We start from the raw sequence: 13,625 nt of genomic DNA, 5'->3' as shown, positions 1-13,625 counted from the left end.
CACTGTCGTGCCTATCGCCAAGCCGGGCGCGCGACAATCTCCCATCCGGGACTTTGCCAAGCCGTTTGCCGCATCCTAAAGGCCAGCCAACCGCTTTCTTCCCAAGGACCTAATTGCATGCAGATCCGCTTTGCCGATCGTCGGCCCGATGGTGACTTCGCTCTCGTTCTCCCCGCAGCCGGGGCCGACGCGGACAACATCGGCCGGTTCGGCGGCGGGCTGAAGGAAGCGCTTGGCCGGCAGCGGTTCGATGGCGAAGGCGCCGCAAGCGCCGAGCATTTCGTCGACGGTCGCCGCGTCGTGGTTCTCGGTACGGGCAAGCGCGGCAAGTCCGCCGAAGTCGCGGAAAAAATTGGCGGCAACGCGGTCGCCAAGCTTCTGACGTCGGGCGAAAGCCACGCGGTGATCGACCTTGGCGGATGCGACTTCGACGCCGATGGCGCGGCGCGCGTCGCGCTCGGTGCGGCCCTTCGGGCATGGCGGCACGATCGCTACCGCACCAAGCTCAAGGTCAAGCAGAAGCCGTCGCTGGCCGAAGTTACGATCGTGGGCGGCGGGGCCGGCGCGGAAGAGCGCTATGTGAACCGCTGGGCGCCGGTGGCCGAGGGCGTCGCACTGACACGCGAGCTGGTGACCGAGCCCGCCAACATCATCTACCCGGAAAGCTTCGTCGACCGGGTCCGCGACGCGCTCAAGGGGTCGGGCGTGGACGTCGAAGTCCTCGACCGCTCGGCGATGGAAAAGCTGGGCATGGGCGCGCTTCTGGGCGTCGCGCAAGGATCGGTGCGGGAAGCGCGGATGCTCGTGCTGCGCTGGAAGGGCGGCGGCGATACTGCCGCGACGGCGTTCGTCGGCAAGGGCGTGACGTTCGATACCGGCGGCATCTCGATCAAGCCCGCGGCCGGCATGGAAGCGATGAAGTGGGACATGGGCGGCGCCGGCGCGGTCGCCGGGGCGATGAAGGCGATCGGCCTGCGCAAGGCCAAGGCGAACATCGTCGGCATCTGCGGCCTGGTCGAGAACATGCCGTCGGGCAATGCGCAGCGGCCGGGGGATGTCGTCACGACGATGTCGGGCCAGACGGTCGAAGTGATCAACACCGACGCCGAAGGCCGGCTCGTCCTGGCCGACGCCGTCACTTACGTGCAGCGGGAATTTCAGCCGGCGACGATCATCGACCTGGCGACGCTAACCGGCGCTATCCTCGTCAGCCTTGGCTACGAATGGGCGGGCCTGTTTTCGAACAGCGACGACCTCGCCGCGAAGCTGATCAAGGTGGGGGATTCGAGCGGCGACAAATTGTGGCGCATGCCGATGGCGGACAGCTTCGACCGGCTGATCGATTCGCCCATCGCCGACATGAAGAATGTCGGTCCGCGCGAGGGCGGTTCGATCACTGCTGCGCAGTTCATCCAGCGCTTCGTCGACGATGGCGTGAAGTGGGCGCACGTCGACATGGCCGGCAAGGCTTGGTCGGAGAAGGCCAACCACCTCCATGACAAGGGCGCGACGGGCTTTGGCGTGCGGCTTCTCGACCAATATGTCGAGGACGTGCTCGAAGCCTGACGCAGCGCGATCATGCTTGTCGACTTCTATCAGCTGGGCGCCACGCCGCCCGAGCAGGTGATCGCGAGCATCGCCGAGAAGCTGCTGACGCAGGACGGCCGCCTGATCATCGTCGCCGAGGACGAAGGGACGTTGTCGCGCCTCGACCGCCTGTTGTGGGACCAGGGCGCGGCAAGCTTCCTGCCGCACGGCATCGCCGGGGGCGCGGATGATGCGCGCCAGCCGATCCTGCTGACGACGACCCCGGACGCGCCCAACCTTGCGCGCAACATTCTCATCGCGGACGGGCAGTGGCGCGAGGCGTCGCTTGCGTATGACCGTGTCTTCTATCTGTTCGACGATGCAACGCTCGAAGGTGCGCGGCTGGCGTGGAAACTGCTTTCCGGACGCGAGGGCGTGGAGCGCCGCTATTGGGCCAATGAAAGCGGCAAATGGGTGAAGAAGGGCTGAGCCTTGCGGCGCGCCGCGCGGCCCGCTAGGCGCTGCGGCCAATTCCAGCCCCATCAACACAGGAGATCGCCCGGTCATGGCCGTGACGCGCACCTTTTCGATCATCAAGCCCGATGCCACCCGCCGCAACCTGACCGGCGCCGTCACCAAGATGCTGGAGGACGCCGGCCTGCGCGTTGTCGCATCGAAGCGCATCCACATGACCCGCGAGCAGGCCGAGGGCTTCTACGGCGTCCACCGCGAGCGGCCCTTCTTCAACGATTTGTGTGACTTCATGACGTCAGGCCCGGTGGTCGTTCAGGTACTTGAGGGCGAAGACGCCGTGAAGCGCAACCGCGACGTGATGGGCGCGACCAACCCCGAAAACGCCGACGAAGGCACGATCCGCAAGGCGTTCGCCGAATCGATCGAGGCCAATTCGGTCCACGGGTCGGACAGCGACGAGAACGCCAAGATCGAGATCGACTTTTTCTTCAGCGAAGACGAAATCGTCGGCTGACATGGCCGTGCAGCTCGATCATCTGACCATCTACGTCAGTGATTGGGCTGCCTACGAAGGCCATTACGGGACGTTGCTGCCGCTCGCCGGCTTCCAGCGGATCGACGACAAGATCTGGACCGATGGCGCTGGCTTCTTCTTGCAGTTCGGCCAGGCCCATGCCGAGACGAAGCCCTACGAACGGTACGGCGCGGGGCTCAACCACTGGGGCGTGAAGATGCCGAGCGTCGCGGCGGTCGAAGCGTTGCGCGACGCGCTGATTGGCGCCGGGCTCGACATTCAGCCGCTCCAGCACCTTGGCGGCGCGACCGCGCTGTTCATCCCCGATCCCGACGGGCTGCGCGCCGAATTCACCTACACGCCGCCGGGCATGAACCCGGTCGGCTGACGTCAGAATTCTTCGGCGACCCGATGCAGCTTGGCGAGGCGGGGTGGGGCGCAGATGCCCCAGCTCCGCTCGAGCCAGCCCCCAACGTGATCCCAATCGACCCCGCGGCGGTCGAGCCGGATCCCAATCCAGTCCGACGGCCCGTAATAGGCCGGGCGGAAGTAGATGTCGGGCTCGGCCTCGATCAGCTGCGCCATCTCGTCCTGCCCGCCGCATTTGACGAGGACGCCGACGCTGTCCTCGCCATGGTGGCGGTTGAACATGATGGCGAAGAACTTGCCGCTGGATTCGCTGCCGACGCGCCAGCCGGGCGAGCCGTGGCTGGTCTTGGCGCTGGCCTGGGGAGCGCCAAGGCAAGTTCGCCGACCTTTGCAGTGATCCACTCGACGCCGGTTTCGCGCGCGACGAAGTCGGCAAGGACGCGCGGATAAAGCTGATGCTCGGCGATCAGCACGCGTTCGGCGAGCGTCTCCGGCGTGTCGCCCGGCAGGATCGCGACCGGGACCTGCCCGAGCACCGGGCCGTCATCGACTTCGGCCGTGACCAGGTGAACCGAACAGCCGGCCTGTTTGTCACCCGCGGCGATCGCATCGCGGTGCGTGTTGAGGCCCTTGTACTTCGGCAGCAATGACGGATGGACGTTGATCATTCGTCCGGCCCACTGCTCGACGAACGCCGCGGGGATGATGCGCATGAAGCCGGCCAGCGCGACGACATCGACGTCCGCGGCTTGAAGCGCATCCTGAAGCTGGTCCCAGAAACTCTTGCCGAGACTTTTGGCATCGAGGCGCTGCACCGCGACACCCTCGGCCTCGGCCAGAGAAAGGCCCGGCGCATCTGGCTTGTCGCCGGTGATCAGGGCGATTTCGAACGGGCAATCGTCGGCCCTGGCGGCGTAGATCAGTGCGGCCATGTTAGAGCCGCGACCGGAAATCAGGATCGCGACGCGGGCGCGTTCAGCCATGGTGGTAGGTCGCGCGCCACTCCTGCGGCGCATTCCAGCTGCCGGCCGCGCCGCTGACACTGCACCCGCGTTCGCCCTCGACGATTTCGCCGATGCGGAACACGCGCTCTCCGGCGCCTTCCAGCGCTTGCGTCACCGCGTCGGCCTGGTCCTGCGCGACGATCACCGCCATGCCGATCCCGCAGTTGAACGTGCGCGCCATTTCTTCCGGCGCGACGCGCCCGCCCTGTTGCAGTGTCGAGAAGATGGGCGGCAACGGCCACGTGCCGACATCGACGTTGGCATGGCAATGATCGGGCAGAACCCGTGGAATATTCTCAAGAATTCCGCCGCCTGTAATGTGCGCGAGGCCCTTGATCCGGCGTTCCTGAACGAGCGGGAGGAGCGACCGCACGTAAATCCGCGTCGGCTCGAGCAAGATTTCGGCAAGCGTCCCGCCAGCGGCGCCGGGCAGAGGCTGGCCAGGATCCCACCCTTGCGTTTCGATGATCCGCCGGACGAGCGAGAAGCCGTTGCTGTGCACCCCCGAACTTGCCAGCCCGAGAAGGACATCACCCGGCGCGATCTCGCGACCGGTCAGAACCTTGTCGCGTTCGACCGCACCGACGCAGAAGCCGGCGAGGTCGTAATCCTCCGCGGCGTACATCCCCGGCATTTCGGCGGTTTCGCCTCCGATCAACGCACAACCGGCTTGCCGGCAGCCCTCGGCGATCGACGCGACGACCGCCTTCGCCGTGTCCGGATCGAGCTTTCCGCAAGCGTAATAATCCAGGAAGAAGAGCGGCTCCGCGCCCTGCACGACAAGATCGTTGGCGCACATCGCGACGAGATCGATGCCGACCCCGTCATGCCGCCCGGTGTCGATCGCAAGCTTAAGCTTGGTGCCCACCCCATCATTCGCAGCCACCAATAAAGGATCGCTGTAACCTGCGGACTTGAGGTCGAAAAATCCGCCAAACCCGCCGAGTTCCGCATCCGCGCCAGGCCGCGCGGTCGAGCGCGCAAGCGGGCCAATGGCTTTGACGAGGGCGTTGCCGGCGTCGATGGAAACGCCCGCGTCGGCATAGGTCAGGGGTGTATCGGTCATGTGCGAAGCGCGCTTAGAGACAAGCCGCTTGGATTTCCACGCCGTTGTCGCCAAAAGCCTCAGCAATGCTTCGCCGGCCGCTGTTCCTTGCCCTTGCCATCATCCTGCTCACCGCGCTGTCGGGCGTGGTCTATGCGCAGCTGGAAACGGCTGAGCGCGGAATCCTGCCGATCGATAGCTCGGGCACGCTTGAGATCGAGGGCATTCATGTCGACGTCGGTGGCCCGGATGCGCAGGCGGCCCGTTTTGCCGGCTGGCGCGAGGCCCAGCGCCGCGGTTTCCGCGCGCTTTATGCGAAGACGCACAAGGTGCCGCTAAGCGACGCGCCGAACCTGCCCGATTCGACGCTCGACCAGATCGTCAGCTCGATCAACGTCGAGCGCGAGCAGATCGGGCCCAACCGCTATATCGCCGATCTCGGCATCCTGTTCGACCGCGCACGCGCCGCGCCCTTCCTCGGCGTCGAAGGCGGCGAAGTGCAGCGTTCGTTGCCGATGCTGCTCATCCCCGTGACGATCACGGGGGGCACCGCGACGAGCGTCGAACTGCGCAATGCCTGGCAGCGCGCCTGGGCGCAGTACCGCACCTCACAGAGCCCGATCGATTACGTCCGCGTCAGCGGATTGGGTGTCGATCCGATGCTGATCAACGCGGCGCAAGTCTCTCGCCCCGGCCGCGGCTGGTGGCGAAATCTTGTGGATTTCTACGGGGCGGCGGACATCCTGGTCGCCGAAGTGCAGCTTCAGCGCCTTTATCCGGGCGGGCCGGCCCGCGCCCGCTTCATTGCGCGCCACGGCCCGGATGGCGAGATCGTGGGCGGCTTCACCCTCACTGCGGCAAACAGCGAATCGCTTCCGCGGCTGATGGCCCAAGGCGTCCAGCGCATGGACCAATTGTTTGCGCGGGCGCTCGCCGCGGGGATGCTGGTGCGCGATCCCTCGCTCGACCTGCCCCCGCCGCCGCCATTGCCCGAGGAAGAGGTGGAGGAAGTCGCCCCGACGCCAACGCAGACCACCAACAGCTTCCAGGTGCAGATCAGCGGCGGTGACGTCGGCATCTATAATTTCGCAATGGCGCATCTGCGCACGCTTCCGGGCGTCGAATCGGCCAGCCCGCAGCAAATCAATCCGTCGGGCACGAGCTACGTGCTGGTGTCTTACCGCGGCGCGATCGACTCCCTGGCGTCGGCCTTGTCGGCGCGGGGTTGGGCGACGGAAGTTTCCGGCACAATCGTCCGCATCCGGTCGGTAAGCGGGCGGCCACCCCCGATCCCGCCGCCGCCGCCACCGCCCCAGCCGGCGACACCGCCGCCGGCGCAGCCACAGCCGCAGCCGCAGGCGACCACCAATCAGGCCGCGGGCCGCGAGGAATGACTCGCGGCGCCGACCAGATCGCGCTTCCGCTCGACTGGCCGCAGACCGATGGCGATGCCCGGTTCATCGCCAGCGACGCCAATGCCGAGGCTTACGAGCATTTTCGCAAATGGAGCCTGTGGCCCGTCAAGGCGACGATCCTTACCGGGCCTCGCCGCTCGGGCCGATCGCTGCTTGCGCGAAGCTTTGTCGAGCGCGTCGGCGGGCGATTGTTCGACGACGCGGAGCAACGTGACGAGGAGGAGCTGTTCCATGCCTGGAACCAGGCCCAGGATAGCGGTCGCCCGCTGGTCATGGTTGCCGACCAGGGGCCGCCCGCCTGGACCCCGCGGCTACCCGATCTCAAGACCCGGCTGGCCGTCACGCCGGTGACGCGGATCGACCATCCCGACGATGCGCTGTTCGCGGCCTTGATTCAGCTGTTCTTCGCCGATCGCGGCCTGCATATCCCGGGCGACGCGCTGCGGTTCATGAGCGAGCGCCTGCACCGCGATTACTGGACCGCCGAGCGGGCGGTCGAAGCGATCGACCGATTCGCCATTGCCGAGCGGGCGCGACTCAGCCTGCCGACCATCCGCCGCGCCTTAGCCGACGCCAAGATGATCGGGGAAGCCGCCTAGCTCAGCCGCATTTGGCGGTGAGGACGCGGTTCTGCGGGTCGAGCTGCACCGTCACGCGGCGTGCATTATATTCCATCGTCACCATTGCGCCGTGCGGCACCCAGCGCAGGTTGGGCGCGCGCGCCGCACCCATGATTCGTGCGCCGAGCTCGGTGCTCGCCATCTCGCCCTTGAAGCTGTCGAGCGCGCCGGACTGGACGCAGGTCGACCCGGGCGGCACCTGGTCGATGCCGACCACCCGGGTCTGCCCGGCCGCCGCGCAGGCGCCCAATGCAAGCACGCTGCAAATCGCAAGGTTACGCATCGATTTTCTCCTGCGGTTGGTCGGCAAGCCGGCTCATCTTCAACTTTCCCTGTTCGATCGCGAAACCCAGCCGGCCTTCGACCAGGTCAAGCGCGTCCCTGCCAAACTCTTCGAATCGCCAGCCCGACAGGATGTTGAGGTTCTTGCGAACGCCCGCCGCGAGCGCTTCGAGATCGTCGGAACGCGCGATCAGGCGGGCCGCAACGCCGGTTTCCTTGGCACGGATCTTGAGCAGCAATTTGAGCAGGTCGCTGACGAGCGCGGCATCCTTGGTCAGTCCGGGGCGGCGCGGCTCGCGATCGGGCAGCTCGTGCCCCTCGAGCGGTTTCGCACCCTCGATCGCGGCGATCAGGCGCGCGCCGATATCGTTGCTCTTCCACCCGGCCGATAGGCCGCGGATGCGGGCGAGATCGTCCTGCGTCTTGGGGGGGTGAAGCACGATCTCGCTCAAGGTGTCGTCCTTGACGATTCGCCCGCGCGGCAGGTTCTTGGAGCGGGCCTCCGTCTCGCGCCACGCCGCGACGGCCTTCAGCCGGCCAAGCACCGCCGGATTCCGGCTCGGCAGCTTAAGCCGTTTCCACGCATCTTCGGGCGCGAAGGCGAACGACGACGAATCGGCCAGCCGCTCCATCTCTTCATCGAGCCAGGCACCGCGTCCGGTCTTGCGCAATTTGTCGACCATGCGCGGAAAGACGGTTGCAAGATGCGTAACGTCGGCGATCGCATAATCGATCTGGCGTTTGTCGAGCGGCCGGCGGCTCCAGTCGGTGAAGCGTGCCCCCTTGTCGAGACTATGGCCGAGCAGGCTTTCGATCAGGTTCGAATAGCCGATCTGCTCGCCGTGGCCGAGGGCCATCGCCGCGACCTGCGTGTCAAACAGCGGCAAGGGCATCTTACCCGTCAGATTATGGATGATCTCCAGATCCTGGCCGCCGGCGTGGAAGACCTTCAGGACATCGGCGTTGTTGATGAACAGCGATAGCAATGGTGCGAGATTGATGTCCGCCTTGGGATCGATCGCCGCGGCTTCGTCGATGCTTGCGACCTGGATCAGGCACAGGTCGGGCCAATAGGTGTTCTCGCGCATGAACTCGGTGTCCACGGCGACAAAGTCGTGCTGCGAAAGGCGATCGACGAGGGCTGCAAGCTCCTCGGACTTTGTAATCAACGGATGGATTTTCATGACTCGCCGTCGGCCATAGCCGCGCCTTGGCGGGTTGACAAAAGCGGAGTGGGCGAGGAAGCGCGGCGCTCATTTTTCCACACTTTTTGCTGAACTGAGCCACATCATCATGCACGCCTATCGAACCCACCATTGCGCGGCCTTGCGCGCCAGCGATGTCGGCGCCAGCGTGCGCCTGTCGGGCTGGGTGCACCGCAAGCGCGATCACGGCGGCGTGCTGTTCATCGACCTTCGCGACCATCACGGGATCACTCAAATCGTCGCCGACGCCGACAGTCCGGCGCTGCCGACGCTCGAGCATCTGCGCGTCGAGTCGGTCGTGACGATCGACGGCACCGTCAAGGCGCGCGCCGCGGGCACCACCAACGCCAACCTGCCGACGGGTGAGATCGAGGTGTTCGCCAACGCCGTAACGGTGCAATCGGCCGCCGCCGAACTGCCGATGCCGGTCGCCGGCGAGCAGGACTATCCCGAGGAGATCCGCCTCCGCTACCGCTACCTCGACCTGCGGCGCGACCAGGTGCACCGGAACATCATGCTGCGTTCGGCGGTGATCGCCTCGATCCGCCGCCGCATGATCGACGGCGGCTTCACCGAATTCCAGACGCCGATCCTGACCGCGAGCAGCCCCGAGGGCGCCCGCGACTACCTGGTCCCGAGCCGAGTCCATCCGGGCAAATTCTACGCCCTTCCTCAAGCGCCGCAGATGTTCAAGCAATTGATCATGGTCGCGGGCTTCGACCGCTATTTCCAGATCGCGCCCTGCTTCCGCGACGAGGATGCGCGCGCCGACCGTTCACCCGGTGAATTCTACCAGCTCGACTTCGAGATGAGCTTCGTCACGCAGGATGATGTGTTCAACGCGATCGAGCCGGTGCTGTCGGGCGTGTTCGAGGAGTTCGCCGAGGGCCGCAGCGTCACTCCGGCGGGCGAATATCCTCGCATCCCGTATAAGGAAGCGCTGCTAAAGTACGGAAGTGACAAGCCCGACCTGCGCAATCCCTTGCTGATCCACGACGTCGGCGAACAGTTCAAGGGCTCGGGCTTCGGCCTCTTCGCAGGACTGGTCGAAAAGGGCGCGGTCGTCCGCGCGGTCCCGGCCCCCGGCACCGCAGAGAAGAGCCGCAAATTCTTCGACGAAATGAACGAATGGGCGCGCGGCGAGGGTTTTGCGGGTCTCGGCTATGCGACCCGCAAGGGCAGCGAATGGGGTGGCCCGATCGCCAAAAACCACGGCGAGGCGGGCATGAACAAGCTCGCCGAGACGATGGGCCTCGGTCCCGACGACGGCATCTTCTTCGCCGCTGGCAAGGAAGAGGAGGCGGCCAAGCTCGCGGGCCTCGCGCGCACCCGCGTCGGCGAGCAGCTCGACCTGCTCGAGAAAAATGCCTTCCGTTTCTGCTGGATCGTCGATTTCCCGATGTTCGAATATAACGACGACCAGAAGAAGATCGACTTCAGCCACAATCCCTTCTCGATGCCGCAGGGCGAGATGGGGGCGTTGGAGAGCAAGGACCCGCTCGATATCCTCGCCTGGCAGTATGACATTGTCTGCAACGGGGTGGAGCTGAGCAGCGGCGCGATCCGCAACCACCGCCCTGATATCATGTACAAGGCGTTCGAGATCGCCGGCTATACCAGGGACGAAGTCGACACGAACTTCGCGGGCATGATCAACGCCTTCAAGTTCGGCGCGCCGCCGCACGGCGGGTCGGCCCCAGGCATCGACCGCATTGTCATGCTGATCGCCGACGAGCCCAACATCCGCGAAGTCATCCTCTTCCCGATGAACCAGAAAGCGGAAGACCTGATGATGAACGCGCCGTCGGCGGTCGATCCCAAGCAGCTCAAGGAGCTCAACATCCGGCTGGTCGAGCCTAAATAGGCGCTCGTGGCTTCCGGGCCACGATTGATCCAAATCGGAACGGTCGCGCAGAGGGCGATTGTCCGGATTCCGGCGATTGCGTAGCTTCCGCGCCATGTCCCCCGTCGCCGGCCACGATCAGCAGTCCGCGCTTGCCGCCTTGCGCGAGCATGTTTGCGAGCTTCAGCTGCCGCAGATCGTCCACGGGCGCCGCGCCATCGTCCTGTTCGAAGGCCCTGAAGGGTCGGGCAAGAAGGCCGCGCTGCGCCAGCTCGCCTCGGCGTTCGACCCTTGCCACACCGCCGTCCACTGCACGCTTCACGACCGCCGCGAAGCGTCCGAAGGCCATTGGCTGGCGCGCTTCTGGCGACAGCTGCCGAGTGCGGGCAATACCGCCATCTTCTTTCGTAGCTGGTACCGGCGGGTGCTCGACGACCGCCTTCTTGGTCGCACCGATGACGCCGCGCTGGCCCGCGCCTTCGACGAGATCAACGAATTCGAGGCGCAGCAGCGCGACTATGGCACGTTGATCGTGAAACTCTTTTTCGAGGTGAGCGCCGAGACGCAGGAGGTGCGGCTGCGCGAGCGCCTAGCCAATCCGTGGCGCGCCGTCGCGCGGTCGGCCGATCCGCTCGACCTGCGCGATCCCGCTTATGCCGAGGCGCTGGCCGACCTGCGCAAGCACAGCGACACGCGTTGGTCGCCGTGGCGGATGATCGACGGGACTGACGAGACCGAGGCCAGCCTCGCCGCGCTCGAAGCGATCGCCGAGGCGTGGGACAAGGCCATGCCGAGCGAACCGCCGCATTTGGTCGAAGCACCGATCCGCGCGGCTTAGCCAGCGGGCGGGTAGGCGACCGAAATCACCTCATAGCTCTTCTCGCCAGCGGGCAGCCGAACCGTTCGTTCGTCGCCGACCCTGCCGCCGATCAGCGCGCGCGACAGTGGCGCGCTCCACCCGATGCGGCCCGCGGAAGCGTCGGTTTCGTCGTCGCCAACGATGGTGATCGTGCGGCGCTCGTCGTCTTCGTCCGCAAGCTCAACCGTTGCGCCGAAGCGAATCTGGTCGCGGTCCAGCTGTGCAGACGGGTCGACGACCTTCGCGCTTTTCATGACCTTGCCGAGATAGCCCAGTCGCCGGTCGAGCTCGCGCAGACGCTTGCGGCCGTAGATGTAATCGCCGTTTTCCGATCGATCGCCGTTCGCCGCGGCCCAAGAGATGGTCTCGACCAGCTTGGGCCGTTCGACACCGAACAAGCTGTCATATTCGGCGCGGATGCGCGCGAACCCTGCTGGGGTAATGAAACGATCCTTGACCATCGGCCGAACTTATCAACCCGGGCGGCTTTTCCCCAGGTAGCGGGAGACGTGGAAACTCGCCTGCTGCGGCGAACCGCTGCGCATCGAATCATAGACGACGCTATTTTCGATCACCCGCTGCACGTAACCTTTGGTTTCCACGAACGGGATGGCCTCGATCCACTTGAGCACGTCCACATTTCCGCGCGGGTCGCCGTAGCGTGCAACCCATTTGCGTACGTTGCCATAGCCCGCGTTGTAGCTGGCGACGGCGAGCGGAACGTTGCCGTCCCACATGTTGAGCATCCGCTGAAAATAGGCGGAGCCGAGCATCACGTTGTAGGCGGGATCCGTATAAAGCCGCGTCGCATCGTATCCGACGCCCATCTTGCCCGCCTGCTCGCGCGCGGTGCCGGGCATCAGCTGCATCATGCCGCGCGCGCCGACGTGACTTTGTGCATAGGGATCGAACGAGCTTTCCTGGCGCGTGATGCCGTGTGCCAGCGACCAGACGTTGGGCGACAGGGTCGCGGGCAGGGTCGGGTAGGATTGGCGGACGTAGAACATCGACCCGTCAGTACGGGCCGCGCGCGAAATCCAAACCGCGAGGTCGTTGCGGCGGATTTGCTGCGACAGGTCGACCGCAAGGCCCCGATCGGCATCGTTGGTCAGCGATTCCGCAAGTGCGCGGACGAAGAGCGACTGCTCGGTCGAACGACCCTGCTGGCCAAGGATGCGGACCGCCTGGACAAGGCTGTTGTTGGCGAAGGCGCTGCGCTGCGCGGGGGTCGCCGCATAGGACGCGACCGAAGCGCCCGGCGTCGTCACCGAACGGCCGAGCCGTTCGAGCGCCAGCTGGCCGTAGAACAACTCGGGATAAGCGGCGGCGCGCTGGAAATAGCCATTGGCCTCGGCGTAACGGCCCGCGGCGAGCGCGGCACGGCCGGCCCAATATTGGCCCTTCGTCAGTACCTGGAGCGAGCGCCCGCCGCGCGCATAGCGGTCGAACATCGCAATGGCGTTGGATGCCTGCCCGATGCGGTCGAGCGCGGTAGTGCCGGCGAGCCAGGCAAGGCTGGTATATTCGTCGCGCACGCCAAGCGGCTGCGCGCTGACCGTCGTCCCCGGCGGCAGCGCATCGTCGACCTGCCGCGCGATATTATAGGCCAGGTTGAACTGCCGGTCCTGCGCCGCACCACTGGCGAGGAGCAGAAGCATTTCGTAAAAACGCTCGGGATCGGCCGGGCGATAGGTGAAATTGTGCGGCCGCGCGGCAAGATCGCGGGCGTAATTCTCGCGCCCTGTCTCCCGCAGGTAGCGGGCGCGGTCCATCATCAGGCCGGCATCGCTGGTCACGCTGCCAATGACGGCGCCGTAAAGCGCGTCGACGTTCGGCGACCTTTGCTGCATCGCGACTCGCGCGGCGAAGGCGGCGCGGCGATTGGGGCTGGTCATCGGCGCGAAGCGTGCGGCATCGTCGGCCTTCTTGGCGAAAAGCAGGGCATCTGCGCGCCGGTCATGGTCGGCGGTCACCATGCTGCTGCCGTAGCGCGCCCAGATCGCCTGTTCGTCGGTTGCCGACAGGTTGGGCGAAGCCCAAGCCTCGCGCGCCGCTGCCATCGCTTCCGCCATTCGGCCGGCCGCGGCATGGGCATCGGCCAGGCGCGCCCAGCCATTGCCCGTTTCCGGCTTGTTACGTGCGAAGAAGGCGATGACGGTGGAGCCGTGCTCGCCCGGGCGCATTTGGCGCTCCGCCCAGCGGCGCATCGTCGTTTCGGCGGGCCAATCGGGATTGGAATTCAGGAACCGGGCGTAATCGCCGAAGCTGTAGCCGCTGCTCTGGCGCAAACGGCGCCAATCGTTGAGCGCGTAGCCGACCGCGGCAGTCGAATAGGTGGGCGGAGCCTGGGGCCGCGCCGCATATTGGGGGGCATACTGCGCGGAACTGGCCGTTCCCACGACCAATGCACTTACCAGAATGATCGCCCGACGCCTCACGCTGGACATCCTGTTGTCCCCCTCCTTATC

Annotated in this window: 13 protein-coding genes and 1 pseudogene; 8 read left to right on the top strand and 6 right to left on the bottom strand. The window is 65.8% G+C overall.

Annotated elements, in window-relative coordinates:
- Nucleotides 1–117: 117 nt before the first annotated feature.
- From H9L13_RS08495 to H9L13_RS08480, 4 genes are all read left to right on the top strand, one after another.
- Entirely contained in the window at nt 118–1,566 is a 1,449-nt protein-coding gene (locus H9L13_RS08495; RefSeq protein ID WP_187537313.1) for a leucyl aminopeptidase, read from the top strand.
- 12 nt (nt 1,567–1,578) lie between these two features.
- Nucleotides 1,579–2,016, top strand: coding sequence for a DNA polymerase III subunit chi (locus tag H9L13_RS08490; protein WP_187537312.1), 438 nt, complete (start codon nt 1,579–1,581; stop codon nt 2,014–2,016).
- Nucleotides 2,017–2,092: 76 nt separating this feature from the next.
- Nucleotides 2,093–2,515, top strand: coding sequence for a nucleoside-diphosphate kinase (gene ndk / locus H9L13_RS08485; RefSeq protein ID WP_187537311.1), 423 nt, complete (start codon nt 2,093–2,095; stop codon nt 2,513–2,515).
- Between the two features lies 1 nt (nt 2,516).
- Entirely contained in the window at nt 2,517–2,903 is a 387-nt protein-coding gene (locus H9L13_RS08480; protein WP_223176439.1) for a VOC family protein, read from the top strand.
- Between the two features lie 2 nt (nt 2,904–2,905).
- Here the strand turns inward: H9L13_RS08480 and purN are convergent.
- Nucleotides 2,906–3,867 (bottom strand): annotated as a pseudogene (gene purN / locus H9L13_RS08475) (phosphoribosylglycinamide formyltransferase).
- Nucleotides 3,860–4,954 (bottom strand): phosphoribosylformylglycinamidine cyclo-ligase, encoded by a 1,095-nt coding sequence (gene purM, locus H9L13_RS08470; RefSeq protein ID WP_187537310.1) that lies wholly within the window; start codon nt 4,952–4,954, stop codon nt 3,860–3,862. Before purM ends, purN begins: the two are co-directional and overlap by 8 nt.
- A 65-nt stretch (nt 4,955–5,019) precedes the next feature.
- Here purM and H9L13_RS08465 point away from each other — a divergent pair, with 65 nt between their 5' ends.
- Both H9L13_RS08465 and H9L13_RS08460 read left to right on the top strand, forming a co-directional pair.
- Complete coding sequence (locus H9L13_RS08465; protein WP_187537309.1) at nt 5,020–6,327, top strand: heavy-metal-associated domain-containing protein; 1,308 nt, start codon at nt 5,020–5,022, stop codon at nt 6,325–6,327.
- Nucleotides 6,324–6,947, top strand: a complete 624-nt coding sequence (locus H9L13_RS08460) for a P-loop NTPase family protein (protein ID WP_187537308.1) — start codon at nt 6,324–6,326, stop codon at nt 6,945–6,947. Before H9L13_RS08465 ends, H9L13_RS08460 begins: the two co-directional genes overlap by 4 nt.
- Nucleotide 6,948: 1 nt before the next feature.
- Here the strand turns inward: H9L13_RS08460 and H9L13_RS08455 are convergent, their stop codons facing one another.
- The gene (locus H9L13_RS08455) at nt 6,949–7,251 is read right to left on the bottom strand and encodes an I78 family peptidase inhibitor (RefSeq protein ID WP_187537307.1); all 303 of its coding nucleotides are present in this window, start codon (nt 7,249–7,251) and stop codon (nt 6,949–6,951) included.
- A complete protein-coding gene (rnd, locus tag H9L13_RS08450) occupies nt 7,244–8,434 on the bottom strand; it encodes a ribonuclease D (RefSeq protein ID WP_187537306.1) in 1,191 nt (396 codons plus the stop codon). The genes H9L13_RS08455 and rnd overlap by 8 nt, the downstream gene beginning before the upstream one ends.
- 109 nt (nt 8,435–8,543) lie before the next feature.
- On the opposite strand from rnd, the gene aspS reads away from it, so the two are divergent.
- Nucleotides 8,544–10,319: an aspartate--tRNA ligase gene (aspS, locus tag H9L13_RS08445; RefSeq protein WP_187537305.1), complete on the top strand. Its 1,776-nt coding sequence runs from the start codon at nt 8,544–8,546 to the stop codon at nt 10,317–10,319.
- Between the two features lie 94 nt (nt 10,320–10,413).
- Nucleotides 10,414–11,136: a polyphosphate kinase 2 family protein gene (locus H9L13_RS08440; RefSeq protein ID WP_187537304.1), complete on the top strand. Its 723-nt coding sequence runs from the start codon at nt 10,414–10,416 to the stop codon at nt 11,134–11,136.
- Here H9L13_RS08440 and greB read toward each other — a convergent pair.
- Complete coding sequence (greB, locus tag H9L13_RS08435; protein WP_187537303.1) at nt 11,133–11,618, bottom strand: transcription elongation factor GreB; 486 nt, start codon at nt 11,616–11,618, stop codon at nt 11,133–11,135. The genes H9L13_RS08440 and greB overlap by 4 nt on opposite strands.
- A gap of 12 nt (nt 11,619–11,630) precedes the next feature.
- Entirely contained in the window at nt 11,631–13,604 is a 1,974-nt protein-coding gene (locus tag H9L13_RS08430; RefSeq protein WP_187537302.1) for a lytic transglycosylase domain-containing protein, read from the bottom strand.
- Nucleotides 13,605–13,625: the final 21 nt, after the last annotated feature.

Source organism: Sphingomonas lutea (genome assembly GCF_014396785.1).
Classification (GTDB): Bacteria; Pseudomonadota; Alphaproteobacteria; order Sphingomonadales; family Sphingomonadaceae; genus Sphingomicrobium; species Sphingomicrobium luteum.
This window is presented reverse-complemented; position numbering and strand designations above follow the sequence as displayed.